The sequence below is a fragment of the Duganella kummerowiae genome (genome assembly GCF_053572355.1).
This window is the reverse complement of the sequence record NZ_JBKFEH010000008.1, coordinates 313,847-339,681: the sequence shown is the minus strand read 5'-3', so window position 1 is coordinate 339,681 and position 25,835 is coordinate 313,847. Positions and strand designations below refer to the sequence as shown.

At 65.4% G+C, this 25,835-nt stretch carries 21 protein-coding genes and 2 pseudogenes; 17 read left to right on the top strand and 6 right to left on the bottom strand.

From position 1 onward, the window contains the following. Positions 1-31 precede the first annotated feature (31 nt). From ACLB1G_RS09300 to ACLB1G_RS09280, 5 genes and pseudogenes are all read left to right on the top strand, one after another. On the top strand, positions 32-2,119 hold the full coding sequence (locus tag ACLB1G_RS09300; RefSeq protein ID WP_491626921.1) for a cytochrome c biogenesis protein ResB: 2,088 nt from the start codon (positions 32-34) through the stop codon (positions 2,117-2,119). Between the two features lie 26 nt (positions 2,120-2,145). Continuing rightward, positions 2,146-3,300 carry a c-type cytochrome biogenesis protein CcsB gene (ccsB, locus tag ACLB1G_RS09295; protein ID WP_491626920.1) on the top strand — a complete coding sequence of 385 codons (1,155 nt, stop codon included), beginning with the start codon at positions 2,146-2,148 and terminating at the stop codon, positions 3,298-3,300. A gap of 187 nt (positions 3,301-3,487) precedes the next feature. Next, complete coding sequence (gene msrP / locus ACLB1G_RS09290) at positions 3,488-4,465, top strand: protein-methionine-sulfoxide reductase catalytic subunit MsrP (protein WP_491626919.1); 978 nt, start codon at positions 3,488-3,490, stop codon at positions 4,463-4,465. Positions 4,466-4,478: 13 nt separating this feature from the next. Beyond that, positions 4,479-5,102 carry a protein-methionine-sulfoxide reductase heme-binding subunit MsrQ gene (msrQ, locus tag ACLB1G_RS09285; protein ID WP_491627268.1) on the top strand — a complete coding sequence of 208 codons (624 nt, stop codon included), beginning with the start codon at positions 4,479-4,481 and terminating at the stop codon, positions 5,100-5,102. Between the two features lie 43 nt (positions 5,103-5,145). Continuing rightward, positions 5,146-6,114 (top strand): annotated as a pseudogene (locus ACLB1G_RS09280) (Rpn family recombination-promoting nuclease/putative transposase). Between the two features lie 95 nt (positions 6,115-6,209). Here the strand turns inward: ACLB1G_RS09280 and lysA are convergent. Then, positions 6,210-7,490 carry a diaminopimelate decarboxylase gene (gene lysA, locus ACLB1G_RS09275; protein ID WP_491626918.1) on the bottom strand — a complete coding sequence of 427 codons (1,281 nt, stop codon included), beginning with the start codon at positions 7,488-7,490 and terminating at the stop codon, positions 6,210-6,212. Positions 7,491-7,496: 6 nt separating this feature from the next. Next, a complete protein-coding gene (lptM, locus tag ACLB1G_RS09270) occupies positions 7,497-7,691 on the bottom strand; it encodes an LPS translocon maturation chaperone LptM (RefSeq protein ID WP_491626917.1) in 195 nt (64 codons plus the stop codon). Between the two features lie 41 nt (positions 7,692-7,732). On the opposite strand from lptM, the gene cyaY reads away from it, so the two are divergent. Continuing rightward, on the top strand, positions 7,733-8,071 hold the full coding sequence (gene cyaY / locus ACLB1G_RS09265) for an iron donor protein CyaY (RefSeq protein ID WP_491626916.1): 339 nt from the start codon (positions 7,733-7,735) through the stop codon (positions 8,069-8,071). On the opposite strand, the gene ACLB1G_RS09260 is transcribed toward cyaY, so the two are convergent. Next, positions 8,068-10,416 carry a penicillin-binding protein 1A gene (locus ACLB1G_RS09260; RefSeq protein WP_491626915.1) on the bottom strand — a complete coding sequence of 783 codons (2,349 nt, stop codon included), beginning with the start codon at positions 10,414-10,416 and terminating at the stop codon, positions 8,068-8,070. The genes cyaY and ACLB1G_RS09260 overlap by 4 nt on opposite strands. A gap of 249 nt (positions 10,417-10,665) precedes the next feature. Here ACLB1G_RS09260 and ACLB1G_RS09255 point away from each other — a divergent pair, with 249 nt between their 5' ends. The 8 genes and pseudogenes from ACLB1G_RS09255 to ACLB1G_RS09220 all read left to right on the top strand — a co-directional run bounded on the left by ACLB1G_RS09255 (position 10,666) and on the right by ACLB1G_RS09220 (position 18,390). Beyond that, a complete protein-coding gene (locus tag ACLB1G_RS09255; protein ID WP_491626914.1) occupies positions 10,666-11,721 on the top strand; it encodes a pilus assembly protein PilM in 1,056 nt (351 codons plus the stop codon). Beyond that, a complete protein-coding gene (locus ACLB1G_RS09250; RefSeq protein WP_491626913.1) occupies positions 11,721-12,344 on the top strand; it encodes a PilN domain-containing protein in 624 nt (207 codons plus the stop codon). The genes ACLB1G_RS09255 and ACLB1G_RS09250 overlap by 1 nt, the downstream gene beginning before the upstream one ends. Before the next feature lie 10 nt (positions 12,345-12,354). Further along, a complete protein-coding gene (locus ACLB1G_RS09245) occupies positions 12,355-13,014 on the top strand; it encodes a type IV pilus inner membrane component PilO (RefSeq protein ID WP_491626912.1) in 660 nt (219 codons plus the stop codon). Then, positions 13,011-13,547 carry a pilus assembly protein PilP gene (locus ACLB1G_RS09240; RefSeq protein ID WP_491626911.1) on the top strand — a complete coding sequence of 179 codons (537 nt, stop codon included), beginning with the start codon at positions 13,011-13,013 and terminating at the stop codon, positions 13,545-13,547. The genes ACLB1G_RS09245 and ACLB1G_RS09240 overlap by 4 nt, the downstream gene beginning before the upstream one ends. Before the next feature lie 155 nt (positions 13,548-13,702). Continuing rightward, positions 13,703-15,034, top strand: a pseudogene (locus ACLB1G_RS09235) (type IV pilus secretin PilQ); the annotation flags it as partial. A gap of 230 nt (positions 15,035-15,264) precedes the next feature. Continuing rightward, positions 15,265-16,884, top strand: a complete 1,620-nt coding sequence (gene aroKB, locus ACLB1G_RS09230; RefSeq protein WP_491627267.1) for a bifunctional shikimate kinase/3-dehydroquinate synthase AroKB — start codon at positions 15,265-15,267, stop codon at positions 16,882-16,884. A 4-nt stretch (positions 16,885-16,888) separates the two neighbouring features. Beyond that, positions 16,889-18,028 (top strand): deoxyguanosinetriphosphate triphosphohydrolase, encoded by a 1,140-nt coding sequence (locus tag ACLB1G_RS09225; RefSeq protein WP_491626910.1) that lies wholly within the window; start codon positions 16,889-16,891, stop codon positions 18,026-18,028. 95 nt (positions 18,029-18,123) lie between these two features. Beyond that, positions 18,124-18,390 carry a hypothetical protein gene (locus ACLB1G_RS09220; protein ID WP_491626909.1) on the top strand — a complete coding sequence of 89 codons (267 nt, stop codon included), beginning with the start codon at positions 18,124-18,126 and terminating at the stop codon, positions 18,388-18,390. 4 nt (positions 18,391-18,394) lie between these two features. On the opposite strand, the gene mutY is transcribed toward ACLB1G_RS09220, so the two are convergent. The 3 genes from mutY to mutM are packed head-to-tail and all read right to left on the bottom strand — an operon-like array spanning position 18,395 to position 22,340. Then, entirely contained in the window at positions 18,395-19,519 is a 1,125-nt protein-coding gene (gene mutY / locus ACLB1G_RS09215) for an A/G-specific adenine glycosylase (RefSeq protein WP_491626908.1), read from the bottom strand. A gap of 8 nt (positions 19,520-19,527) precedes the next feature. Further along, entirely contained in the window at positions 19,528-21,456 is a 1,929-nt protein-coding gene (locus ACLB1G_RS09210) for a dynamin family protein (RefSeq protein ID WP_491626907.1), read from the bottom strand. Positions 21,457-21,506: 50 nt separating this feature from the next. Next, positions 21,507-22,340 carry a bifunctional DNA-formamidopyrimidine glycosylase/DNA-(apurinic or apyrimidinic site) lyase gene (gene mutM, locus ACLB1G_RS09205; protein WP_491626906.1) on the bottom strand — a complete coding sequence of 278 codons (834 nt, stop codon included), beginning with the start codon at positions 22,338-22,340 and terminating at the stop codon, positions 21,507-21,509. Between the two features lie 167 nt (positions 22,341-22,507). Between mutM and ACLB1G_RS09200 the strand changes: the two genes are divergently transcribed. The 3 genes from ACLB1G_RS09200 to ispE are packed head-to-tail and all read left to right on the top strand — an operon-like array spanning position 22,508 to position 25,810. Further along, positions 22,508-24,301 (top strand): tetratricopeptide repeat protein, encoded by a 1,794-nt coding sequence (locus ACLB1G_RS09200; RefSeq protein ID WP_491626905.1) that lies wholly within the window; start codon positions 22,508-22,510, stop codon positions 24,299-24,301. Positions 24,302-24,318: 17 nt separating this feature from the next. Beyond that, positions 24,319-24,927: an outer membrane lipoprotein LolB gene (locus ACLB1G_RS09195; protein WP_491626904.1), complete on the top strand. Its 609-nt coding sequence runs from the start codon at positions 24,319-24,321 to the stop codon at positions 24,925-24,927. Between the two features lie 4 nt (positions 24,928-24,931). Next, positions 24,932-25,810 carry a 4-(cytidine 5'-diphospho)-2-C-methyl-D-erythritol kinase gene (ispE, locus tag ACLB1G_RS09190; protein ID WP_491626903.1) on the top strand — a complete coding sequence of 293 codons (879 nt, stop codon included), beginning with the start codon at positions 24,932-24,934 and terminating at the stop codon, positions 25,808-25,810. Positions 25,811-25,835: the final 25 nt, after the last annotated feature.

Genomic DNA, 25,835 nt, shown 5'->3' with positions numbered 1-25,835 from the left:
GCGGCCGATTTTTTTTGAGATAGTGTCACGCATGAGCAGCCCCAGCACCGCAGGCATCGAACTTCGCACCCGCCGCCCCGTTGTGGCGGAATTTGTAGAATTGCTGTCGTCGATGCGCTTCGCGGTCACGCTGCTGGCCATGATCGCGATTGCCTCCACCATCGGCACGGTGATGAAGCAGAACGAGCCCATGCCGAACTACATCAACCAGTTCGGGCCGTTCTGGTACGAGGTGTTTGCCCGCCTTGGCCTGTATGCCGTGTATTCAGCCTGGTGGTTTTTGGCCATCATGGGCTTTTTGGTGCTGTCCACCAGCCTGTGCATCATCCGCAACGCGCCCAAGATGATCAAGGACATGCGCAGCTGGCGCGAGAACGTGCGCGAGCAGTCGCTGCGCAATTTCCACCACCGGAGCGAATGGACCACCCCGCTCGAGCGTACCGCCCTGGCGCGGCAGACCGCCGCCCGCCTGGCCGACGCCGGCTACCAGAGCAAGATCGTGGACAAGGACGGCGGTACCCTGGTGGCCGCCAGGCGCGGCGCCGGCAACAAGTTCGGCTACATCTTTGCCCACAGCGCCATCGTCATCATCTGCCTGGGCGGGCTGCTCGATTCCGACATGCCCATCCGTTTCCAGGAATGGTTCCTGGGCAAGACCCCCTATGCCGGCAGCGGCCTGATCGCCGACATCCCGCAGCAGCACCGCCTGGGCCTGGGCAACCCCACCTTCCGCGGCAACACCATGATTCCCGAGGGCGGCGCCAGCAGCAACGCCGTGCTGTCGCGCCCGGACGGCGTGCTGATACAGGAACTGCCGTTCACCATCGAACTGAAGAAGTTCACCATCGATTTCTACAGCACCGGCATGCCCAAGCTGTTTGCCAGCGACGTGGTGGTGCGCGACCACGAGACCGGCCAGGCCATTCCGGCCACCATCGAAGTCAACAAGCCCTTCATCTACAAGGGCCTGGCCGTGTACCAGTCCAGCTTCGAGGATGGCGGCAGCAAGCTCAAGCTGAAGGGCTATCCCATGAAGGGCGCCGGCAAGGACAGCTTCGAGATCGCGGGCGAAGTGGGCGGCGCCACCCCGCTCAACAAGGAATACACCATCGAATGGTCGGGCTTCCGCCCCTTCAATGTGGAAAACATGGGCAGCCAGGATGCGCGCGCCGTCACCAAGGGCGACAGCCTGGAAAGCCGCTTCGCCGCCGGGCTGGACAAGCGCCTGGGCTCGGCCGCGAAGAACGCCAACAACAAGGACCTGAAAAACGTCGGCCCCAGCGTGCAGTACAAGCTGCGCGACCAGACCGGCCAGGCGCGCGAGTTCCAGAACTACATGCAGCCGCTGACCCTGGATGGCGCCAGCGTGTTCCTGGCCGGGGTGCGCAGCAATCCGGGCGATCCGTTCAGCTATTTGCGCATCCCGGCCGACGATGAGCACAGCGTGCGCGACTGGATGCGCTTGCGTGCCGCCCTCAACGACAGCGCCCTGCGCGCCGAAGCTGCCGCCCGCTATGCGCGCCGCGCCACCCCGTCCACGTCGGGCGGCGAGGCCCTGCGCAGCCAGCTGCAGGCCTCGGCAGACAAGAGCCTGGGCATCTTTGCCGGCAATGGCAAGGAAGGCGGCTTCCTCGCCATTTCGCACTTCCTGGAGAAAATCCCCTCCGGCGAGCAGGAGAAGGCGGCCGATATCTTCATGAAGATACTGAACGGCAGCCTGTGGGAACTGTGGCAGGCGGCGCGCGAGCAGGACCATCTGTCCCCGGTGGCGGCCGACGAGGCCCACGGCCGCTGGCTGCAGCTGGCCACCAATTCGCTGTCCGATGCGTTCTTCTACGGCGCCCCGGTGTATTTGCAGCTCGACGATTTCACCGAGATCAAGGCCTCGGTATTCCAGGTCACCCGCTCGCCGGGCAAGGCCGTGGTCTACCTCGGCTGTCTGTTCCTGGTGCTGGGTGTGTTCGCCATGTTCTACATCCGCGAGCGCCGCCTGTGGGTGTGGATCAAGGATGCCGAGGGCGGCGCCCACGCCCTGATGGCCATGAGCACCCAGCGCAAGACCCTGGACTTTGAACATGAATTCGCCAGCCTGAAGGAAAAACTGCCACAATCGGCGTAAGCTGTCGGCTAGTCAGGAGAACACCTATGGAATTGACTCAATCACAACAAACCTATACCCAGGCGCCCGGCTATTTCAAGCGCCTGACCCTGGTGGACTGGGGCTACGGCCTGGCCCTGCTGGCCGGCGCGCTGTTTGCGCTGAACCGCTACGGCGCCTACATGGATATCTATGAAAAGGCCATCCTGCTGGCCTCGGCGCCCACCTTTGCCGCGCTGGGCTGGCACTGGAAGCCGGTGCGCTGGCTGATGCCGCTGATCGCGCTGCTGTCGCTGTTCGCCATCTCGATTTATGGCCACGACCTGGACATGGCCAACAAGAAGTTCTTCCTCAAGTACATGCTGTCCAGCCAGTCGGCCATTTTGTGGATGGGCACGCTGTTCTTCCTGTCCACCCTGTTCTACTGGATAGGACTGGTGGCGCGCTCGCCCTCCGGCGCGGCCATCGGTTCGCGCCTGAGCTGGGCTGCGGTGGCGCTGGGCTTTACCGGCATGATGGTGCGCTGGTACGAGTCCTACCTGATCGGCGCCGACGTCGGCCACATCCCGATTTCCAACCTGTATGAAGTATTCATCCTGTTCGCCCTGATCACGGCCCTGTTCTACCTGTACTACGAGCAGCGCTATGCGACCCGCCAATTGGGCCCCTTCGTGCTGCTGGTGATCTCGGCGGCGGTGGGATTCCTGCTGTGGTACACGGTCAGCCGCGACGCGGCCGACATCCAGCCGCTGGTGCCGGCCCTGCAAAGCTGGTGGATGAAGATACACGTGCCAGCCAATTTCATCGGCTATGGCACCTTTTCGCTGTCGGCCATGGTGGCCACGGCCTACCTGCTGAAATCGTCGGGCTACCTGGTGGACCGCCTGCCATCGCTGGAAGTGCTGGACGATGTGATGTACAAAGCCATCTCGGTCGGCTTCGCCTTCTTCACGGTGGCCACCATCCTGGGCGCGCTGTGGGCGGCCGAGGCCTGGGGCGGCTACTGGTCGTGGGACCCGAAGGAAACCTGGGCCCTGATCGTCTGGCTCAACTACGCGGCCTGGCTGCACATGCGGCTGATTAATGGCTTGCGCGGCAGGGCGGCGGCCTGGTGGGCGCTGGTGGGCTTGCTGGTGACCACGTTTGCCTTCCTGGGCGTGAATATGTTCTTGTCCGGCCTGCACTCCTACGGCAAACTGTAAGAACCCGTGTCAAAACGGCCATGGCGTCGTTGCTGCTCCTCGCCGTGCAGGCGCACTGCCTTCGTCGCGGCGCCTAGCCCTGGCCGTTTGAAACGGGTTCTAAAAATGTAATCGTAATGTAATCACCGGCTTCCGGGGGATGGTGTAAGGTTCAGTTCTGGCCTGACACTATTCTTTGGAGTCGACAATGCTGATCAAGCGTAGCCCCAACGGCATGGACCTGCCGTATCCATCCGAAATCACGCCGCGCGAACTGTTCGAATCGCGCCGCCAGTTCATCAAGCACATCGCGTCCGGCGCCGTGGCCGGCGGCGCGCTGCTGGAAATGGCCTCGCGCGAGGCGTTCGCCCAGGGCGTCAATCCCAAGCTGCCGGCCAAGCTCAATCCGCCCTACTCGGCGCTGGACAAGCAGACCGCCTACAAGGACGCCACCACCTACAACAACTTCTACGAGTTCGGCACCGACAAGAGCGACCCGGCGCGCAATGCCGGCACCCTCAGGCCGCGCCCGTGGACGGTCAGCATAGAAGGCGAGGTCAAGAAACCCATGACCCTGGACCTGGACGCCCTGCTCAAGCTGGCGCCGCTGGAGGAGCGCGTGTACCGCCTGCGCTGCGTGGAGGGCTGGTCCATGGTGATCCCGTGGATAGGCTATTCCTTCTCCGAGATCATCAAGAAGGTGGAGCCGACCGGCAACGCCAAGTACGTGGAATTCACCTCGCTGGCCGACAAGAAGCAGATGCCGGGCGTGGGAAGCAGGGTGCTCGACTGGCCTTACGTGGAGGGCTTGCGCATTGACGAGGCCAACCATCCGCTGGCGCTGCTGACCCTGGGCATGTATGGCGAGACCCTGCCCAACCAGAACGGCGCCCCGGTGCGCATCGTGCTGCCCTGGAAGTATGGCTTCAAGTCGGCCAAGTCCATCGTCAAGATCCGCTTCACCAAGGACCAGCCGCGCACGGCCTGGAACCTGGCGGCGCCCAGCGAATACGGCTTCTATTCCAACGTGAATCCCGACGTGGACCACCCGCGCTGGTCGCAGGCTTCCGAGCGCCGCATCGGCGAGGACGGCTTCCTGGCCCGCAAGCGCAAGACCCTGATGTTCAACGGCTACAACGAGGTGGCGCCGTTGTACGCCGGCATGGACCTGAAGAAGTACTTCTGACATGGCCGTTAATATGGCCATTAATCCCACCGCGCGCCAGCTGGGCGCGATCAAGGCCGCCGTGTTCGTGCTGGCGCTGGCCCCTCTGGCGCGCATGGTGTGGCTGACCGTCAGCGGGGCGCTGGTCGATCCGCTGGAATTCATCACGCGCGGCACCGGCGACTGGACCTTGTACTTCCTGTGCATCACCCTCGCGGTGACGCCGCTGCGGCGCCTGTCCAGGTGGAACTGGCTGGTGCGGCTGCGCCGCATGGTGGGGCTGTATGCCTTCTTCTACTGCAGCCTGCACTTCCTGACCTTCCTGTGGTTCGACCATTTCTTCGACCTGGCCGAGATGTGGAAGGATGTGCTGAAGCGGCCCTTCATCACGGTGGGTTTCATTGCTTTCGTATTGCTGATCCCGCTGGCCGTGACCAGCACCAACGGCATGATCAAGCGCCTGGGCGGCAAGCGCTGGCAGTGGCTGCACCGTTTGATCTATGTGATCGCGCCGCTGGGCATATTGCACTTCTGGTGGATGAAGGCGGGCAAGCACAACTTCACCGAGCCCATCATCTTCGGCCTGATCGTGGCCGTGCTGTTGCTGCTGCGCCTGTGGTGGGCGCGCTCCAAGGTAGCTTCTCCCGCCCGCGCTTGAGGTGTGCCAAGGCGCGGCGCTTCGCACCCGCTAGCATGGGCGGATGGCAAGCGACGACGACGGCATTTACAAGGAATTGTTCGCGCACCGGGAAATGGTGCGCGATCTGCTGTTGGGCTTTGTCGATGGCGAGTGGGTACGCGCACTCGACCTGGACAGCCTGCAGCGTGTCAGCAGCGGCAGCTACGTCGGCCGCGACGGCCGCCAGCGTCACAGCGACATGGTGTGGAAGGTGCGCAATGGCGCCGAGTGGGTCTACATTTATTTGCTGCTGGAGTTCCAATCGCGCCCCGACCACTGGATGGCGCTGCGCATGCAGGTCTACGTCGGCCTGTTATAGCAAGACTTGGTCAAACGCCATGAGCTGCCGCAAGCCGGTCGCCTGCCGCCGGTGTTTCCCGTTGTGCTGTATAGCGGCCGCCAGCGCTGGGGCGCCAGCGTGGAACTGAACGACCTGATCGCGCGCGTTCCTGCGTCCCTTCGGCACCTGCAGCCCAAGCAGCAATATGTGCTGGTCGATTTGTTTCGCCTACCGGCCAAACGGCTGTCGTCACTGGAGAACCTCGCCGCAGCTATGTTCAGTTTTCAGCTCAGCGACGATGAGACGGCGGCCTTCTTGGCTGCCGAGGAATTTCAAAGGCTGGCGGGTTTGGAAATGGATGTCGACTTTAAACATAGGCTGAGCAGAGGTGCTTCTGCCAGCTTGAATGCGAACGATCTCCTGCTTAAGATGAAATCGAAGGAGGGCGCCGGGATGACTTTACCTAATTTGCAATCGATGGAGGAAATTTGGCAGTACGAATTTGGCTTGACTGCGCGCAAGCGCATGCTGGAGCGCTTGCTGACCAAACGCTTTGGCAAGATCCCAAGGAAACTGCACCACGTCATCGTATGGGCCGACGAAGACTATGTCGATATCTGGGAGGACCGGCTGTTCGACGCCAGGAACCTCAAGGAGCTGTTCGCCGGTACCCTGGACGGTAACCGGCGCCAAGAGGACGTTTCAAAATGACCATGGCGTCGTTGCAGCTCCTCGCCGTGCAGGCGCACTGTCTTCGGAGCCGCGCCTGGCCACGCTCATTTTGAAACGTCCTCTAAGCTGGATGATTACTTGATGATGGATTCCAGCGCGTACAGGTCGGCCGGGTTTTCGCGCTGGCGCACCAGGTGGCATACCTCGCCATCCACGATCACCTCGGCCGCGCGGCCGCGGGTGTTGTAGTTGGACGCCATGGTCAGGCCATAGGCGCCCGCCGTGTGCATCACCAGCAGGTCGCCGGCCTGCACCGGCAGTTCGCGGTCGCGCGCCAGCCAGTCGCCCGATTCGCAGATCGGACCCACCACGTCATACTTCTGCGCCGCCGCGCCGCCGTTGTTCACCACCGGCTGCATGTCCATCCAGGCCTGGTACAGGGCCGGACGCATCATGTCGTTCATGGCCGCGTCCACCACGCAGAAATTCTTTTCCTCGCCGTGCTTCAGGTATTCCACCCTGGTCAGCAGCACGCCGGTGTCGCCCACGATGGAGCGGCCCGGCTCGAAAATCACTTTGATTGGCTTGCCGTCATGGCGGGCGGCGCGCCAGGCGTCCACCCTGGCGAACAAGCGGCCCAGGTACTCGCCCACCGGCACCGGCGCCGCTTCGCCGGCCTCGCGGTAGGCTATGCCGATGCCGCCGCCTATGTCCAGGTGGTGCAGCACGATGCCTTCGCTGCCAAGGGTGTCGATCAGCTCGATCAGGCGGTCCAGCGCTTCCAGCAGCGGCGCGTCGTCCAGCAGCTGCGAGCCGATGTGGCAATCGATGCCCACCACGTCCAGGTGCGGCAGGGCTGCGGCGGTGCGGTAGGTATCGAGCGCGTCGTCGAAAGCCACGCCGAACTTGCTGGCCTTCAGGCCGGTGGCGATGTAGGGATGGGTCTTGGGATCGACGTTGGGGTTCACGCGCAGCGAAATGCGCGCCTTCTTGCCCATGGCGCCCGCCACTTCGTTCAGCCGGTGCAGCTCGGGGATGGATTCGACGTTGAAGCACAGGATGTCATGCTGCAGCGCCAGGCGCATTTCTTCCACGCTCTTGCCGACGCCGGAGAAGATCACCTTGCGGGCGTCGCCCCCGGCCGCCACCACGCGCAGCAGCTCGCCGCCGGACACGATGTCGAAGCCGGCGCCCTTGGCCGCCAGCAGGTTCAGGATGGCCAGGTTGGAATTGGCCTTCATGGCGTAGCACACCAGCGCGTCGCGGCCGGCGCAGGCGTCGGCGTAGGCGGCGAAGTTGCCCAGCAGGGCGGCCTTGGAATACACATAGGTCGGGGTGCCGAACTGCCCGGCGATGGCGGCCAGCGACGCGCCTTCGGCGTGCAGCACGCCGTCTTGATAGTTGAATTGCGACATGGAAACTTATTGTTGGGATGCGGGAGGAGTGGAAGGCACGGGCGCGGTCGGTGGCGCCACACCGGGCCGGCTGGTGGAGTCGCTGGTGGCGGACTTGGCGGGCGTCTTGGGCAGGTATAGCGGACCGGTCTGGCCGCAGCCGCCCAGGACGGCGCTCAGGCAGAGGATGGCGCCAATAAATAAGCTTGAAGTGGACTTCACGATTAAAATCACGGAATTATCTACAGATATGGGAGTGTAGCATGGGCGATACCGAATTCCTGGCGCAGGCGGAAGCCGCATTGGACGCCATCGAAGCAGCATTGGATGAGTTGAACGACAAGGACGTGGTCGACGTGGAATGCAGCCGCAGCGGCAATGTGCTGGAAATCGAATTCCTGCACAACGGTTCCAAGATCATCGTCAACAGCCAGTCGGCGATGAAGGAGCTGTGGGTGGCGGCGCGCGCCGGCGGCTACCACTACCGCCAGGACGCCGCAGGCCGCTGGCTCAACACCCGCGACGGCTCCGAGCTGTATGCCTCGCTGTCGGAGCTGGCCAGCGCGCAGTCGGGCGCGCCGGTCATCATTACGGCTCCTTAAAACAGTTCGTTCTTGACGGCATCCTTGGCCTTTTCCTCGGCCGGGGTGCCCTGGGTGGCCCCATCGAGGTTATGGACGCCCGCGCCCGGCGGGTTTTCCGCGTAGTAGTAATCATCCCCAACCAGCATCACGCCTTCGGGCACGGCGCGTTCCTCGATGGGGATGCTCTTCAGGGCCTTGCCCATGTAGCTGATCCAGATCGGCAGGGCCAGGCCGCCGCCGGTTTCGCGGTTGCCCAGGTTCCTGGGCTGGTCGTAGCCTATCCAGGCGATGCCCACCAGCTTGGCCTGGTAGCCGGCAAACCAAGCGTCGATGGAATCGTTGGTGGTGCCGGTCTTGCCGGCGATGTCGGGGCGCTTGAGCGACAGCGCCTTGGTGGCGGTGCCGAAGCGCACCACGTCCTTGAGCATGCTGTCCATCAGGAAGGCGTTGCGCTCGTCGATCACGCGGTTTTTCTCGTCGCCGGCCAAGTCGGGCTGGGCTTGCGACAGCACCTTGCCGTTGGCGTCGGTCACCTTGGAAATCAGGTAGGGACTGACCTTGTAGCCGCCGTTGGCGAACACGGCGTAGGCGCCCGCCATCTGCAGCGGGGTGACGTTGCCGGCGCCCAGGGCCAGGGTCAGGTAGGGCGGATTCTTGTCGGCGTCGAAGCCGAAGCGGGTCGCGTATTCCTGGCCGTACTTGGCGCCTATCTTGTGCAGGATGCGGATCGAGACCATGTTCTTGGACTTGGTCAGGCCGCGTCGCATGGTCATCGGGCCTTCGTACTTGCCGTCGTAGTTCTTGGGCTCCCAGGCCTGGCCGCCGGTCTGGCCGGCGTCAAACGAGATCGGGGCGTCGTTGATGATGGTGGACGGCGACAGGCCGCGCTCCAGCGAAGCCGAATAAATGAAGGGCTTGAACGAGGAGCCGGGCTGGCGCCAGGCCTGGGTCACGTGGTTGAACTTGCTGCGGTTGTAATCGAAGCCGCCCACCATGGCCTTGATGGCGCCGTCGGTGGTGCTGGCCGCCACGAAGGCGGATTCGATTTCCGGCATCTGGGTCACTTGCCAGTCCTTGCCCTCCTGCATGACACGGATCACGGCGCCACGGCGGATGCGCTTGTTGGGCGGGTTCTTGTCGGACAGCCAGGAACGGCCCATTTCCAGGCCGGCGCCGGTGATCTTGATTTCCTCGCCTGAAGCGGTCACGGCCGTGATCAACTGCGGCGTGGCCGACAGCACCACGGCGGCCACGATGTCGTCGCTGTCCGGATGGTCGGCCAGTTCGGTTTCGATGGCGTCGTCGGCCTCTTCCTTGGCGGCCGGGATGTCGATATAGGCTTCCGGGCCGCGGTAGGCGTGGCGCTTCTCGTATTCCATCACGCCGCGGCGCAGCGCCAGGTAGGCGGCGTCCTGGTCGGCCTTAGTGATGGTGGTGAACACGTTCAGGCCGCGGGTGTAGGTGTCTTCCTTGAATTGCTCGTACACCAGCTGGCGCGCCATCTCGGCCACGTACTCGGCGTGCACGCCGAATTCGCTGCTGTCGGTCTTGACCTTGAGCGGGTCGGCCTTGGCTTCCTCGTACTGTTTGTCAGTGATGTAGCCCAGGTCGTGCATGCGCTGCAGGATGTATTGCTGGCGGGCGCGGGCGCGCTTGGGATTGACCACCGGGTTGTAGGCCGAGGGCGCCTTGGGCAGGCCGGCCAGCATGGCGGCTTCGGCCACGCTGATGTCCTTCAGGCTCTTGCCGAAATAAATCTGGGCGGCCGAGGAAAAGCCGTAGGCGCGCTGGCCCAGGTAGATCTGGTTCATGTAGACCTCCAGGATCTGGTCCTTGCTGAGGTTTTTCTCGATCTTCCAGGCCAGCAGCATTTCATACACCTTGCGCTTGATGGTCTGTTCGCTGGACAGGAAGAAGTTGCGCGCCACCTGCTGGGTGATGGTGGACGCCCCTTGCCGCCCACCGCCGCCGATGGCGTTGTGCACGGCCGCGCGCAGGATGCCGGTGTAGTCCACACCGCCGTGCTGGTAGAAGCGGTCGTCCTCGATGGCCAGCACGGCCTTCTTCATGACATCGGGAATGTCCTTGATGTGGACCAGGTTGCGGCGCTCCTCGCCGAATTCGCCGATCAGCACGCCGTCGGCCGAGAAAATACGCAGCGGCATCTTGGGCCGGTAATCGGTCAGGGTGTCGAGTTCGGGCAGGTTGGGGTAGGCCATGGCCAGGCCGAACACCACCAGCAGCACGCCGGCCAGGGCCAGGCCGCCGGCCGACACGGCTGTCATCAGCAGCCAGCGGCGCGGCCGGGCGCCCTTGGCCTTGTCGTCGGGAGTGGAAGGAGGGGCGGATTTGGAAGATGCCATTGCTTGTTGGAAGTCTGAGTTGTATCCGATTCATTATAAGCGAGCCACCCCTGCGCGCGGCACGCGCCGCGCGCCTGAATGTTTCGCATGAGCAATGAAACAAAACACGGTTATTTGCACTGAAATAGCGCTATATCAAGGTGGCGCGCTGCGCACAGCGCTTCAATTGTGCACGGGAGAAATACTTTTACACGCTATGGGCTGGCTTGAATGCCGGTTTCCTGGCTGCCAGACTGGAGGCATGGGGACATGGATTGGAAGGCTGTGCTGGGCCGGGGCCATGCGCCGCTGGCCGGTATCGACATCAGCACCTCCAGCGTGCGGCTGGTGGAGCTAGGCCTGTCCGGCAAGGGTGGCGTGCGCCTGGAGCGCTTTGCCTCGGAGCCGCTGCCGCGCGGCGCCGTCGTGGATGGCAATGTCGAGAACATGGACCAGGTAGTGGACGTGGTGCGCCGCGTCTGCAAGAAAAGCGGCACGCGCGCCCGCCTGGCCGCGCTGGGCATACCGCCGGCCGCCGTCATCACCAAGAAGATCACCGTACCGGCCGGGCTGACGGAAGAGCAGCTGGAACTGCAGGTCGAGTCCGAGGCCAGCCAGTACATCCCCTTTGCCCTGGACGAGGTCAGCCTGGATTTCGGCATCATCGGACCGGCCGCCCATCCCGACGATATCGAGGTCATGCTGGCCGCCGCCCGCCGCGACAAGGTCGAGGACCGGGTCGCCATTGCCGAGGCATCGGGCCTGAAGGCCACCGTCATGGATATCGAATCCCATGCCGCCCGCGCCGCGCTGGACCGCGTCACGGCGCGGCAGGGGCAGATCGTGGCCCTGTTCCAGATCGGCGCCCACGCCACCCATGTCTCCATCATGCTGGACGGCGCTGCCGTGTACGAGGGCGAGCAGCCCTTCGGCGGCGACAGCCTGACCCTGGACCTCGTGCGCAGCTACGGCCTGGGCTACGAGGAGGCGGAAGCGCGCAAGAAGTCCGGCGACCTGCCGGACGGCTACGGCGCCGCCGTGCTGCAGCCTTTCCTGGACAGCGCGGCGCTGGAAGTGACACACGCCATCCAGTTCTTCTACACTTCCACGCTCTACACGCGGATTGATCATATCTGGCTGGCCGGCGGCTGCGCCCAGCTGCCGGGGCTGGCCGATGTGATCAGCGGGCGCACCGGCATTGCCAGCGCCGTGCTGTCGCCGTTCCAGGGCATGGACCTGGGACCGGGCGTGCGAGAGGCCCAGCTGCGCCACGACGCCCCGGCCTGCCTGGTGGCCTGCGGCCTGGCGCTGCGGAGGTTCGGCTGATGATGCGCATCAACCTGCTGCCGCACCGCGCGGAAAGGCGCAAGCAGCAAAAGGCCGCCTTCTACGCCCTGCTGGCCCTGGGCGGAGTGGCCGGCGCGGCGGTGGTGCTGATGGTGGCCGGCTACAACGCGCGCGCCATCGCCATCCAGAACGGCCGCAACCAGCTGCTGCAGGCGTCCATCTCCGGGCTGGACAGCAAGATCGCGGAAATCGCCGCCCTCAAGCAGGAAATCGAGGCCCTCAAGGCGCGCCGGCAGGCCGTGGAGGACTTGCAGGGCGACCGCAACCAACCGGTCTACCTGCTGGACGAGCTGGTCAAGCAGACGCCGGCCGGCGTCTATCTCAAGGGCTTGCGCCAGGAGGGCCAGAAGGTGGGTGTGAACGGCTATGCGCAGTCGCAGGAGCGCGTGTCCGAACTGCTGCGCAACCTGGCGAACGCCTCGCCCTGGCTGGAGCGGCCCGACCTGATCGAGGTGCGCTCGGCCGGCCTGGGGCAGGGCAGGAATGCGCGCAAGGTGGTGGAGTTCAACCTGACCGTCAACATCAAGCGTCCGCGCCAGCAGGGGGCGGGCGACACCTTGCCCGGCGCCGGCCAGCCGCCCGCCAGGCCGGCCGCGCCATGAGGAGCCGGCCATGGCGGACCTGAGGCGGGTGGCGGCATCGCTGGCGGACCAGTTCCGCGGCCTGAACGGGCGGCACCCCGGCCAGTGGCCGGCCGCGCCGCGCCTGCTGTGCGCGCTGGGCGTGATGGCGGCCGTGGTGGCGCTGGGCCATGCCGGCTACTGGAGCGGCCAGTTCGAAGAACAGGAGGCCGGCGCCCGCAAGGAAAGCGCGCAGCGCGACGAATACCGCTACAAGACCATGCAGGCCGTGAACCTGGATGCGCTGCGGCGCCAGAAGGTCCAGGTCGACCAGTATGTGGAGCGGTTGCAGAAGCAGCTGCCCAGCAAGGCCGAGATGGCGGCCCTGCTGTCGGACATCAACCAGGCCGGCGTCGGGCGCGGCCTGCAGTTCGAGCTGTTCAAGCCGGGCCAGGTGGCGGTACGCGACTACTATGCCGAGCTGCCGATCGACATCAAGGTCAGCGGCGCCTACCACGACATCGGCGCCTTTGCCGGCGACATGGCCAGCCTGCCGCGCATCGTCACCCTCAATAATATGAACCTGGTGGCGGGCAAGGATGGCGTGCTGACCCTGGAAGCCATCGCCAAGACTTTCCGCTACCTCGACCCCGAGGAAGTACAGGCCCAGCGCAAGGCCGTGCAGGACAGGAAAAAGGCGGTGCGCAAATGAACGCGCGGCCGGTCCTGCTGGCGGCATGCGCCGCGCTGCTGGCCGGCTGCGGCGGCAGCGGCGAGCAGGAACTGCGGCAGTGGATGAAGGAAGTCGACGCGCAAGCGCGTATCAGAGTCCCGCCGCTGGCCGAGCCCAAGGCTTTCATTTCCTATGCCTACCAGCCGCATGACGCCATGGACCCCTTCAACCCCAGCAAGCTGCTGGCGGAACTGGCCAGGAGCGCCGACCGGGGCGGCGGCTTGAAACCCGATACCGCGCGCCGCAAGGAAGTGCTGGAAAACTACCCGCTCGACACCATGCGCATGGTGGGCACGCTGGAAATGGGCGGCGTGATGACCGCGCTGCTGCAGATAGACCGCGCGGTGTACCAGGTACGGGCGGGCCAGCATGCGGGGCAGAATTTCGGACTGGTCACGCGCGTCAGCGAGAACGCCGTGACCATCAAGGAAATCGTGCAGGACGCCGCCGGCGACTGGGTGGAGCGCATTTCCAGGCTGGAGCTACAGGAAAGCAAGGAGAACGGCAAATGATATCCAGACCAGACCCGCCCTTGCTGTTACTGGTGCTGGTGCTGTTACTGGTGCTGTTACTGGCGCTATTGCGCGGGCGATGCGGCCGGGGGGCGCGCGGGGCCGTGGCGCTGCTGCTGGCGCTGGTGTGCGACGCCGTGGCGCAGGGCGGCGCGGGCAGCGAGGGCTACCGGGGCGAAAAGCTGTCTTTCAATTTCCAGAACGTGGAAGTGCGCGCCGTGCTGCAGGCCATCGCCGACATCTCCGGCCTGAACATCATTGCCAGCGACAGCGTGGCGGGCAGCCTCACCCTGCGCCTGAAGGAAGTGCCGTGGGACCAGGCGCTGGAGGTGATCCTGCAGGCCAAGGGCCTGGACATGCGCAAGAACGGCAACGTGATCTGGATCGCGCCCAGGGAGGAGTTGCTGGTCAAGGAAAAGCTGGAGCTGGAGCAGCGCGCCCAGATCGCCGAGCTGGAGCCGCTGAAGTCCGAGATCTTCCAGCTCAATTACCAGAAGGCCGAAGCGTTCAAGATGGTGTTCGGCCTGGACGGCGGCGGCGCCGACAGCAAGAACCGCGTGCTGTCGCGCCGCGGCAGCGCCATCATCGAGCCGCGCACCAACCAGCTGTTCGTCACCGACACGCCTTCCAGGCTGGAGGAAATCCGCCAGCTGATCGCCAGGACCGACATCGCCACCAAACAGGTGCTGATCGAGGCCCGCATCGTCGAGGCCAACGACACCTTCACCCGCAACCTGGGCGCCAAGCTGGGCTTCTCCGACCTGCGCACCCAGCGCGGCGGCGATTCCGGCTACCAGCTGGGCAACGGCAATACCCGGCTCGCCATCGGCGGCAATATCACGGGCGTGGGCGAGACCACCGGGCAGATCGGCGCTACGGCCAACGTCTACAGCAACAGCCAGTTCGTCAACCTGCCGGCCGCCGACATCAACGGGTCCTTGGCCGGCTCGCTGGCCATCAGCCTGTTCTCCTCGGCGGCCAACCGCTTCCTCAACCTGGAACTGTCGGCGCTGGAGGCCGATGGCGCCGGCAAGATCATTTCCAACCCGCGCGTGATCACGGCCGACAAGGCCAGCGCCCTGATCGAGCAGGGCGTGGAACTGCCCTACCAGGTGGCCACCAGCAGCGGCGCCACCTCCATCATGTTCCGCAAGGCTAACCTGCGGCTGGAGGTGACGCCGCAGATCACACCGGACGGCAACGTGGTGATCGACGTCGACGTCAACAAGGACAGCGTGGGCCAGGAAACCCGGGCCGGCTTCGCCATCGACACCAAGCACGTCAAGACCCAGGTCATGGTGGAAAACGGCGGCACCGTGGTGCTGGGAGGGATATACCAGCAGACCGAGCGCAACACCGTGACCAAGGTGCCACTGCTGGGCGACGTGCCCGTGCTGGGCTATCTGTTCAAGAGCAATTCACGCACCAAGGACAAGACCGAGCTGCTGGTCTTCATCACGCCCAGGATCGTCAGCGAGCGCCGCTGATACGGAAGGAGTCACGAGCAGTACGAAAACCAGCAACCCTGTACCACCGGGTGGTGCTGCTGCCTGAGCCCTGCTGATGGCGGCCTGCCCCATCCTGCCGGGGCTGGCTGCGGACTACATTTCTTAGGCCGTGACGCCTCCCGGACGCCACAGCCCATATGGTAGAGTGGCGGATTGCACCACTACTAATTAATCGGAAGTCAATGCAAAATGTGTTCTTAGTCGGGTTGATGGGGGCGGGGAAGACCACCATAGGCCGCATCCTGGCGCGCAAGCTGGGCCTGCGCTTCATCGATTCCGACCACGAGATCGAGGCCCGTACCGGCGCCTCCATCCCGTGGATCTTCGAAATCGAGGGCGAGGCCAGTTTCCGCCGCCGCGAGGCCGAGGTGATCCGCGAGCTGACCGGGCTGGAGGGCGTCGTCCTGGCCACCGGCGGCGGCGCCGTGCTCAATCCCGACAGCCGGGCCCTGCTGCGTGAGCGCGGCACCGTGATCTACCTGCGCGCCAGCGTCAACAGCATCCTGCAGCGCACCGCCCACGACAAGAACCGTCCCTTGCTGCAGACCGCCGATCCGCGCCGCAAGCTGGAGGAGCTGACCGCCACCCGCGATCCGCTCTATAACGAGATTGCCCACCTGGTGATCGATACCGGCCGGCCGAACGTACAAGCAATGGTCCACACCATCATGACCCACCTGGACCGGCTGGCCTGCCAGGCCGCGCCGGACTGTGCTACCCGAGCCGAACCTTCGATGACTGATCAATCCACCATCCTTTTAAACGTCGATCTGGGCGAGCGCAGCTACCCGATCTCCATCGGCCCCGCGCTGCTGGGCGACGCCGCCATGCTGGCGCGCTACTGCGGCGGCAACAAGGTCGCCATCGTCACCAACACCACCGTGGCGCCGCTGTACCTGGCGCCGGTCGAAGCCGGGCTGAAAGCGGCCGGCAAGTCGGTCATGACCGTGGTTCTGCCGGACGGCGAGGAACACAAGAACTGGTCCAGCCTGATGCAGATCTTCGACACCCTGCTGGCCAACAAGGCCGACCGCAAGACCACCCTGGTGGCGCTGGGCGGCGGCGTGATCGGCGACCTGACCGGCTTTGCCGCCGCCAGCTACATGCGCGGCGTCGATTTCATCCAGGTGCCCACCACTTTGCTGTCCCAGGTCGATTCCTCGGTGGGCGGCAAGACCGGCATCAACCACCCGCTGGGCAAGAACATGATAGGCGCCTTCTACCAGCCGCGCGTGGTGGTGGCCGACACCTCCACCCTGGAAACCCTGCCCGAACGCGAACTGGCGGCGGGCTTGGCCGAGGTGATCAAGTACGGCGCCGTGATCGACCTGGCCTTCTTTGAATGGATAGAGGCCAACATCGCCAAGCTGGTGGCGCGCGACAAGGCGGCCCTGGCCTACGCCATCGCCCGCTCCTGCGAGATCAAGGCCGACGTGGTGCGCCAGGACGAGCGCGAGGGCGGCCTGCGCGCCATCCTCAACTTCGGCCACACCTTCGGCCACGCCATCGAGGCCGGCCTCGGCTATGGCGACTGGCTGCACGGCGAAGCGGTCGGCTGCGGCATGGTGATGGCGGCCGATTTGTCGCGCCGCCTTGGCTATATCGATGAGGCGGCCGAAGCCCGTGTGCGCAAGCTGGTGCAGGCGGCCGGCTTGCCCGTCAAGGCGCCCGACCTGGGCGCCGCGCGCTGGCTGGAACTGATGGAAGTGGACAAGAAGAACGAGGGCGGCGCCATCAAGTTCATCCTGATGAAACCGCTGGGCAGCCCCTGCATAGGCAACGCGCCGCAGGAACTGCTGCTGCAGACCCTGGCGGCCTGCACCCAATAGCATCATGCTGCCGGAAGCCCATCTCGCCCCCTACGCGGTCCGCTCCGATGGCGGCGGGCCGGGCCGGCTGTATCCGGAACAGGCGCACGCGTCGCGCAGCCAGTTCCAGCGCGACCGCGACCGCATCATCCATTCCTCGGCCTTCCGCCGGCTGGAGTACAAGACCCAGGTCTTCCTCAACCACGAGGGCGATCTGTTCCGCACCCGCCTGACCCACAGCCTGGAAGTGGCCCAGATCGGCCGCTCGCTGGCGCGCAACCTGCGCCTCAACGAAGACCTGGTGGAAGCCGTCTCGCTGGCGCACGACCTGGGCCACACGCCCTTCGGCCACGTGGGCCAGGATGTGCTGAACGAATGCATGAAGGACCATGGCGGCTTCGAGCACAACCTGCAGAGCCTGCGCGTGGTGGACGAGCTGGAGGAGCACTACGGCGCCTACAACGGCCTCAACCTCATGTTCGAGACGCGCGAGGGCATACTCAAGCACTGCTCGCTCGCCAATGCCAAGCTGCTGGGGCCGGTGGCGCAACGCTTTATCGACCGCACCCAGCCGTCGCTGGAGGCACAGCTGACCAACCTGGCCGACGAGATCGCCTACAACAGCCACGATATCGACGACGGCCTGCGCTCCGGCCTGATCACCATCGCCCAGCTGGAGGAGGTCGATTTCTTCGCCCGGCTGTGGCGCGACGTGCAGGCGGCCTTCCCCGGCCTGTCGGGACGGCGCGCCATCTACGAAACCTTGCGGCGCCTGATCACGGCCCTGGCCGACGACCTGATCGCCACCTCGGGCGCGCTGCTGGCCGATGCCGCGCCGCGCAGCGTGGACGACGTGCGCAACAGCCCGCCGCTGATACGCTTCTCGGACGGCATGCGCAAGGACGCCACCGAGCTCAAGCGCTTCCTGCGCGCCAATCTGTACCGCCACTACAAGGTAAACCGGATGCGGGTGAAAGCCAGCCGCATCGTGCGCGAACTGTTCCATGCCTTCATGGCCGAACCGGCGCTGCTGCCGCCCGACTACCAGGACCAGTCCGGCGATGTCGACCAGCGTGCCCGCAAGATTGCCGACTACATCGCCGGCATGACGGACCGCTACGCCATCCGCGAACACCGCCGCCTGTTCTCGCTGGAGGAACTGTAGATACTCTGTCCCGCATCAATAGTCTGCCGGGTGCCGCTTGACGGCGCAATCATCGCGGCAGACGATGACATCTCGTCTACTTTCGGGAGCCTGCCATGGATCAGGAAACGTCGGAAGAGTTCAAGATTGTCCGCGACCAGTTCAACGCCGAGTTCAAGACGGTCAATTCCCGATTGAGCGCGCTGGAAACGGACGTTGCCGTGATCCGCTCCAACTATGTCACCAGGGCCGACATGGCGGAACAATTCGGCGGCTTGCGCACTGAAATGGCCAAGATGGAGTCCCGCCTGATACGCTGGATGGTCGGGATGAGTGTCACCGTGGCGGGCATAGTCTTCGGACTGGCGCGCTACATAGGCTAGCGCATCAGAACATCCTTTGCTGGGCGGCGCGGCTGTCGCCCAATAGCTCCAGCAGCAGTTTCTTGATGGGCGCGGGCAGGGCGGCCTCGGGCAGGCGGGCGCTGTCCAGCCAGGTATAGCCGGCCTGCGCCGCCACCCGCAGGCGTTTCGCCAGCATTATCCGGTAGGGCACGATGTGCAGCTTGTAATGCGTGAAGACGTGCGTTACCGTGCTCAGCCTTTCATACGATTCCATCTCGCCAAACCGGCCCACGGCCAGCATCAGCGCATCATGCGCGGCGTCCGCCACGCCGTCGTCGTCGGCGGCCACGTGGCCGTCCAGCTCGGGCAGGGATAGCAGCCCGCCCCAGATCCCCGTGGCCGGCCGCTGTTCCAGCAGCACCTGGCCGCCATCGACGATCATCAGCATGTGGGCCTGCTTTTCCGGCGTGGCTTTTTTCGGCTTGCGCACCGGCAGCAGATGGGTGCGCTGGGTGGCGTAGGCCACGCAGCGCGCCTGCAGCGGGCAGCGCTCGCAGGACGGGCTGCTGCGCGTGCACAGGGTGGCGCCCATGTCCATCAGGCCCTGGGTATAGGCTTCGATGCCGGTCTCCGGCAGCAGGGCTTCGGCGCGCCGCCACAGCATCTCCTCGGTCTTTTTCTCGCCCGGATAGCTGTCCACCCCGAAGGCGCGCGCGAACACGCGCTTGACGTTGCCGTCCATGATGGCGGCCCGCGCACCGCTGGAGAAGGCGGCGATGGCGGCCGCCGTCGAGCGGCCTATGCCGGGCAGCTCGGCCAGCAGGGCCGGGTCGGATGGGAACACGCCGCCGTATTCGGCCACCACGCGCTGGGCGCACTTGTGCAGGTTGCGGGCGCGGGTGTAATAGCCCAGGCCGCTCCACTGCGCCATGACCTCCTCGACCGGCGCCGCGGCCAGGTCGCGCAGGGTGGGAAAGCGCTCCAGGAAGCGCGCGTAATAGCCGAGCACGGCGGCTACCTGGGTCTGCTGCAGCATGATTTCGGACAGCCACACCAGGTAGGCGTCGCGGGTGTTTTGCCACGGCAGCGTGTGGCGGCCGTGCTGTTGCTGCCATTCGATGATGGCGCGGGAAAAACTCGGGTCGGTGTACTCGTTACTGCTTTGCATTCCATTCCTTATGCGGCCGCGTCCAGGGGCGCCAGCTCGGCGCGGATGGCCCTGCTGATGCTGTCGGCCAGTTCGTTGAGGCGGGCGCGCTGCGCTTCCAGTTCGCGCAGGCTGGCCTCGTGGGCTTCGATTTTCTGTTCCAGGCTGTCGGTGGCGTCGTGGATGCGCTGTATCGAGGCCTGGCGCTGGCGCAGCTGGTCCTTGTGCTGGCGGATCTGCGCTTCCAGCGGCGCCATGATCACCTTCAGCCACGCTTCGGCGTCGTCGTTGGCCAGGCGGTAGCAGTTGCGCACGCGCGAGGCGATGGTGTCGAAGAATTTTTCCATCAGCACCACGCGGCTGGTGGTGAGCAGGGTGGCGGTGCCGAACTGCTTGCTGTAGATGGCTTCGATGCTGGCGATCTCGTCGCGGTAGGGCTGCAGCGGGAAGGGTGAGGGCACGGCCAGCGTCATGCCGTGCTCGCTGGCGAAGCGGCGGTACATCACGCCCATCATCTCGGCGATTTCCACCGTCTTGCGGCCGGCGTCGTCCAGGTGGGCGCGGCTGCGCTCGAAATACTGGCGCACGGCCTCGCGCACGCCCAGGAAGAAGCGGCTGCGCTGCATTTCGTCGCGCACCTGGTGGATGTCGTCGCGCACGATGTCCATGCCCATGCAGGTGTACAGCTCGGTGGACAGGCGCGTGAACACGGAGCGCGTGGCCTGCAGCTTGAACAGGCTGGCGTCGAATTCCTTTTTCTCGGCCTCGATGCGGCGCATCATGTGGGCGATCACGTTGCGGTTCTTGCCGCGCAGGCTGCGCAGCTCGTGCAGCTGTTCGGCGATGCCGCGCAGGCGCCCGTTCAGCATGGCGTGGTGCGCCGCGCCCAGTCCGCGCAGCTCGCCTTCCAGCTGCTGGCGCACCAGGTCCTGCTTGGCCGGGATCAGCTGGTGGAACAGGGCGTCCTCCAGCGCGCGCAGGCCGCTGCGCGCCAGCAGCGCCGGGTCGTGCGTGATCTTGGCCACCAGCGCCTTCTGGGCCGAGACCGGAAACACCTGGCCGGCCTGCAGCGACAGGGTGTGCGCAGCCTGGTCCTGCTGGCGCGCGATCTCGCCCTGCACCTCGGCCTCGCTGCGCAGCTCGTCCCACATGGCGTCTATCTTGTTGAGCACCACCAGGCGCCCCGCGCCGCCGCCTATGTGCTGTCGCCAGACTTCGATGTCGCTCCTGGTGACGCCGGTGTCGGCCGCCAGGATGAACAGCACCGCGTGCGCGTTGGGGATCAGGTTCAGCGTCAGCTCGGGCTCGGTGCCGATGGCGTTCAGGCCCGGCGTGTCCAGTATCACCAGGCCCTGCTTGAGCAGCGGATGGGGAAAGTTGATGATGGCGTGGCGCCATTGCGAAATTTCCACCATGCCGTGTTCGTCCAGCGTGGCCGGCAGGTCGGGATCGTCCTCGTCGTACAGGCCGTAGCGGCGCGCCTCCTCGACCGGCACGTGGCGGGTCTGGCAGACCTCGCGGAAGGCGGCCTGCATGGCGTCGCCCGCCTCCAGGTCCAGCGGCAGCACGGTCCAGGCGGATGGCTGGTCGCGGTAGTCGGTGGTGGACAAATGGTCGGCGCGGGTGGCGATGGGCAGCAAACGTATCGAGGGCGGCAGCGCCGGATCGTACATCAGCTCGGTCGGGCACATGGTGGTGCGCCCGGCCGCCGAGGGCAGGATGCGCTGGCCGTAGTCGGCGAAGAAAATGGCGTTGATCAGCTCCGATTTGCCGCGCGAGAATTCGGCCACGAAGGCCACGGACAGCTTGTCGTCTGCCAGCCTGGCCAGGGTGCGGGCAATGCGCTGGTCGGTGGCGGCGTCGGCCAGGGCGGCCTGGCGTACGAAGGCCTGGTAGGCCTGCAAGGCCGCCGCCACGCCCTGGCGCCATGCGCTGTATTGTTCCAGGTCCCTGACCATGATGCCCATCCGCTCCTTGTTTGGCTACTTTTGTTGGCTACCTTGGTTGGCTACTTCTGACAAGTGACGCAATAGAAAGTCGACCGCTGGCCCTGCTTGATCTGGCGGATCTCAGTGCCGCACACGCGGCAAGGCGCGCCAGCCCGATCATAGACGAAATACGTCTGCTGGAAGTAGCCGGATTGCCCGTTCACGGCAATAAAGTCGCGCAAAGTGCTGCCGCCCTGCACGATGGCCTCGGCCAGCACCTCGCGTATGGTCTGCGCCAGCTTGTCGTAACGCGCCAGGCTGATGCGCCGGGCCGGCGTCTTCGGGTTGATGCCGGCCCGGAACAGGCTTTCCGAAGCGTAGATATTGCCCACGCCAACCACGATATCGCCGGCCAGCAGCACCTGCTTGATGGGCGCGCCGCGCTGGCGCGTGGCGCGGTGCAGCAGCTGGCCGTCGAAGCCATCCTGCAGCGGTTCCACGCCCAGGCCGCGCAGTAGCAGGTGCTCGTCCAGCACGCCATCCTCGCTGCCGTGCCAGAGTACGGCGCCGAAACGGCGCGGATCGTTCATGCGCAGCACCTGGCGGCCGTCCGGGCCGTCCAGCAGCACATCGATGTGGTCGTGCTTCCGGGCCGGCACGTCGGGCGGGATCACGCGCAAATGGCCGGACATGCCGAGGTGGATGATCAGCGCGCCGTGCTCGAAGTGCAGCAGCAGGTATTTGCCGCGCCGCCCGGTGCCGAGCACGCGGCGGCCTTGCAGCAGCTGGTCCAGGCCGGGAGGGAAGGGCCAGCGCAGGCCGTCGCGGCGCAGTACCACGCCGCCCACGGTGCGGCCTTCCACATGGGGCGCGACGCCGCGCCGGGTGACTTCGACTTCTGGTAATTCTGGCATCTCGACTCTGAATCCGCTCTGGCTATGGGGGGGAGGGCGTATATTTCGTTACACTATGCGTACAGACGTAAAGAATGCGATGGGCGTAGAATCCAAGCAACGTAGAATTCAAGCAATCACCCCCATCGGCTGCCCGACCGTATCGCCCGACCTGCCAGGATTTTCCTTTGAAGAACGCTTTCGCCATTGTAACCCTGTCCGCCCTGCTGTCGGCGTGCGCCAGCGCGCCGCCGGCGCCCGAGGCCGCCCCCAAGGCGCCGGAGACTACGCCCACGCCGGCCGCCGAGGCCGCGGCCGCCGGCCTGTCGCTGGAACCGCCCGCGCCGGTGCCTGATCCGCTGCCCAATGTGGACCTGACCGGCGAGCTGCTGTACCGCATCACCAAGGCGGAACTGGAATTCAAGCGCGGGCAATGGCAGGGGCCCTATGTCACCATGCTGTCGCTGGCCCAGCAGACCCGTGATCCGCGCCTGGCCAGGCGCGCGGCGGAGATGGCGCTGGCGGCCAAGCAGGGCGGCGAGGCGCTGGCCGCGATCCGCCTGTGGCGCGGCCTGGCGCCCGATTCCGACGAGGCGGCCCAGTTCCTGCTGGGCTTTGCCGTGGTGGCCGACGACCTGTCCGAGGCCGAACAGATCTTCGCCCAGCGCCTGGCCAAGAGCCCGCCCGGCTCGCGCGGCCTGTACATGCTGCAGATGCAGCAGTTCCTGCTGCGCGCCAAGAACAAGGCGGCCGCCTTCGCGGTCCAGGAGCGCGTGCTGGCCCAATACGACGACACGCTGGAAAGCCATTTGATACTGGCCCAGGGCGCCTTTGCCCTGGGCGACAGCGAGCGGGCCCGCGGCGAGGCCGACCGCGCCCTGGCCATCAAGCCCGATTCCGAGCTGGCCATCCTGACCAAGGCCCAGGTGGCGCCCGACGTGGACAGCGCCAACAAGCTGATGACGGACTTCCTGGCAGCCCATCCCAAGGCGCGCGAGGTGCGCGCGGCCTATGCCCGCATCCTGGCCGAGAGCAAGCAGTACGATGCCGCGACCCGGCAGTTCCAGATCCTGCTGCAGGATCAGCCGCAGCACCTGCCCACGCTGTACGCGCTGGGCATGATCGCCCTGCAGGCCAATGACCCCAAGGGCGCGGAAGGCTATTTCAAGCAATTCATGGCCGCCGCCGACCACCCGGGAGAGGACGCCGATCCCACCAAGGTGCTGCTGATACTGGCCCAGATCGCCGAGGACCGCAACGACCTGGACGCGGCCATCCAGTGGCTGGACAAGATCGACAGCAATGCCGATACCCGCCTCTACCTGTCGTCCCGCCTCAAGCGCGCCGCGCTCACAGCGCGCAAGGGCGACGTCGACGACGCCCGCCGCCAGCTGGCCGACCTGCACCCGACCGATCCCGCCGAGCAGGCCCAGGTGTTCCAGGCCGACGCCCAGCTGCTGCGCGACGCCGGCGACAATATCGCCGCCTACACCGTGCTGGAAAACGCGCTCAAGCGCTATCCGGACAACACCGACCTGCTGTACGACTACGCCCTGATGGCCGAGAAGCTGGGCCAGGTGGACGTGATGGAAGCGGCGCTGCGACGCGTGATCGCGGCCGCGCCCGACAACCAGCACGCCTACAACGCCCTGGGCTATTCGCTGGCCGAGCGCAACGTGCGCCTGACCGAGGCCTACAACCTGATCGCCACCGCACTGAAGATGGCGCCGGGCGACCCCTTCATCATGGACAGCATGGGCTGGGTCCAGTTCCGCATGGGTAACCTGGACCAGGCCGAGGACTTGCTGCGGCGCGCCTACGCCCAGCGCAGCGACCCGGAAATCGCCGTGCACCTGGGCGAGGTGCTGTGGACCAAGGGCGACAAGGCCGGCGCCGAGAAGCTGTGGCAGGAAGCGCGCAGCAAGGATCCCAAGAACGACGTGCTGCGCAGTACCCTGGCGCGCCTCAATCCCAGCCTGTGATCAAGACCCGGAGACCGATGAAACAACGCATCCTGAGTTCCGCCATTTGCGCCGCCTTGCTGGGCGCCGTCCTGGCCGGCTGCGCCACGACGGCCAGCGGGCCGCTGTCTACCGCCAGCGTGGCGCCGTACAGCGACAACGTCGAGCTGAATGGTAAATTCTCTGTCACCTACAGCAAGGATGGCCGGCCCTCGTCGCTGACCGTGAACTTCAACTGGGTGCAGCAGGGGCCGAATACCGAGGTCAGCCTGCTCAATCCGCTGGGCACCATCGAGGCCAGGCTCAGCGTGACCCCGCAATCGGCCACGCTGACGCCGGCCGGCAAGCAGCCCATCAGCGCGCCCGACGTGGATGCGCTGACGGCGCGCGTGCTGGGCTGGACCTTGCCGGTATCCGGCCTGCGCGACTGGCTGCAGGGCTACGCCACCGACGCCCAGGGCCAGCGCTTTGCCGCCTCGCCCGCCAAGGACACCGTGGTCACCCGCGACGGCTGGAAGCTGCACTACGCGGCCTGGCAAGATGGCACTGCCGCCGTTCCCAAGCCCAAGCGCATCGACGTGACCCGCATCGCTTCCAGCCAGGTCGACGAACTCACGCTTCGTATCGCTATCCTCCCTCCCGAATAAACACATGACCGTATTGAAGAATTGCCCGGCTCCGGCCAAGCTCAACCTGTTTTTGCATGTCACCGGCCGCCGTCCCGACGGCTACCACCTGCTGCAAACCGTCTTCCAGCTGGTGGACCGCAGCGATACCCTGGATTTCTCCCTGCGCGCCGACCACGAGATATGCCGCGTCACCGAGGTGGAAGGCGTGCCCGAGCAGCAGGACCTGATCGTGCGCGCCGCCAGGCTGCTGCAGGCGGAAGTGCAGCGCCGCAGCGGCAGGCTGCCGCCCGGCGTGGATATCGCCATCCACAAGATACTCCCCATGGGCGGCGGCCTTGGCGGCGGCTCGTCGGACGCCGCCACTACCCTGATGGCGCTCAACCACTTGTGGAAGGCCGGGCTGGAGCGCCACGAGCTGATGGCGCTGGGCCTGCCGCTGGGCGCCGACATTCCCTTCTTCATCTTCGGCCAATCGGCCTTTGCCGAGGGCGTGGGCGAGGCGCTGCAGCCGGTGGCCACCCCGGATTGCTGGTACGTGGTGCTGGAGCCGGGCGTGTCCGTCCCCACCGCAGCAATTTTTTGTTCCGAACATTTGACAAGGGACACAAGGCCCGTCATAATATCGGACTTTTCCAGCCACCTCGAAAAATCGAAAGATTTAAAGGGGTTTGGAAAGAACGACTTGCAGCAGGTAGCAACGACGCTGTTCCCGCCGGTAGCAGAAGCGGTAGAATGGCTCAGCGCTTACGGCGACGCCAGGATGACTGGCTCCGGAGCGTGCGTGTTCTGCGCTGTCGCGGACGAGTCCGGCGCCGATGCGATACTGAATCTGGTACCATCGAAGTGGCGGGCCTGGAAAGCGAAAGCGCTGGCGCAGCATTCCATGGCCGCGAAGTTGTAGTCGAGAAAAAAATTTGGCTTAGCGT

What these genes read in the sequence shown, in the direction of transcription:
- ACLB1G_RS09300 (WP_491626921.1), top strand. Translation starts at nt 32, where the DNA reads ATGAGCAGCCCCAGCACCGCAGGCATCGAACTTCGCACCCGCCGCCCC.
- ccsB (WP_491626920.1), top strand. Translation starts at nt 2,146, where the DNA reads ATGGAATTGACTCAATCACAACAAACCTATACCCAGGCGCCCGGCTAT.
- msrP (WP_491626919.1), top strand. Translation starts at nt 3,488, where the DNA reads ATGCTGATCAAGCGTAGCCCCAACGGCATGGACCTGCCGTATCCATCC.
- msrQ (WP_491627268.1), top strand. Translation starts at nt 4,479, where the DNA reads ATGGCCATTAATCCCACCGCGCGCCAGCTGGGCGCGATCAAGGCCGCC.
- lysA (WP_491626918.1), bottom strand. Translation starts at nt 7,490, where the DNA reads ATGTCGCAATTCAACTATCAAGACGGCGTGCTGCACGCCGAAGGCGCG.
- cyaY (WP_491626916.1), top strand. Translation starts at nt 7,733, where the DNA reads ATGGGCGATACCGAATTCCTGGCGCAGGCGGAAGCCGCATTGGACGCC.
- ACLB1G_RS09260 (WP_491626915.1), bottom strand. Translation starts at nt 10,416, where the DNA reads ATGGCATCTTCCAAATCCGCCCCTCCTTCCACTCCCGACGACAAGGCC.
- ACLB1G_RS09255 (WP_491626914.1), top strand. Translation starts at nt 10,666, where the DNA reads ATGGATTGGAAGGCTGTGCTGGGCCGGGGCCATGCGCCGCTGGCCGGT.
- ACLB1G_RS09250 (WP_491626913.1), top strand. Translation starts at nt 11,721, where the DNA reads ATGATGCGCATCAACCTGCTGCCGCACCGCGCGGAAAGGCGCAAGCAG.
- ACLB1G_RS09245 (WP_491626912.1), top strand. Translation starts at nt 12,355, where the DNA reads ATGGCGGACCTGAGGCGGGTGGCGGCATCGCTGGCGGACCAGTTCCGC.
- ACLB1G_RS09240 (WP_491626911.1), top strand. Translation starts at nt 13,011, where the DNA reads ATGAACGCGCGGCCGGTCCTGCTGGCGGCATGCGCCGCGCTGCTGGCC.
- aroKB (WP_491627267.1), top strand. Translation starts at nt 15,265, where the DNA reads ATGGGGGCGGGGAAGACCACCATAGGCCGCATCCTGGCGCGCAAGCTG.
- ACLB1G_RS09225 (WP_491626910.1), top strand. Translation starts at nt 16,889, where the DNA reads ATGCTGCCGGAAGCCCATCTCGCCCCCTACGCGGTCCGCTCCGATGGC.
- ACLB1G_RS09220 (WP_491626909.1), top strand. Translation starts at nt 18,124, where the DNA reads ATGGATCAGGAAACGTCGGAAGAGTTCAAGATTGTCCGCGACCAGTTC.
- mutY (WP_491626908.1), bottom strand. Translation starts at nt 19,519, where the DNA reads ATGCAAAGCAGTAACGAGTACACCGACCCGAGTTTTTCCCGCGCCATC.
- ACLB1G_RS09210 (WP_491626907.1), bottom strand. Translation starts at nt 21,456, where the DNA reads ATGGTCAGGGACCTGGAACAATACAGCGCATGGCGCCAGGGCGTGGCG.
- mutM (WP_491626906.1), bottom strand. Translation starts at nt 22,340, where the DNA reads ATGCCAGAATTACCAGAAGTCGAAGTCACCCGGCGCGGCGTCGCGCCC.
- ACLB1G_RS09195 (WP_491626904.1), top strand. Translation starts at nt 24,319, where the DNA reads ATGAAACAACGCATCCTGAGTTCCGCCATTTGCGCCGCCTTGCTGGGC.
- ispE (WP_491626903.1), top strand. Translation starts at nt 24,932, where the DNA reads ATGACCGTATTGAAGAATTGCCCGGCTCCGGCCAAGCTCAACCTGTTT.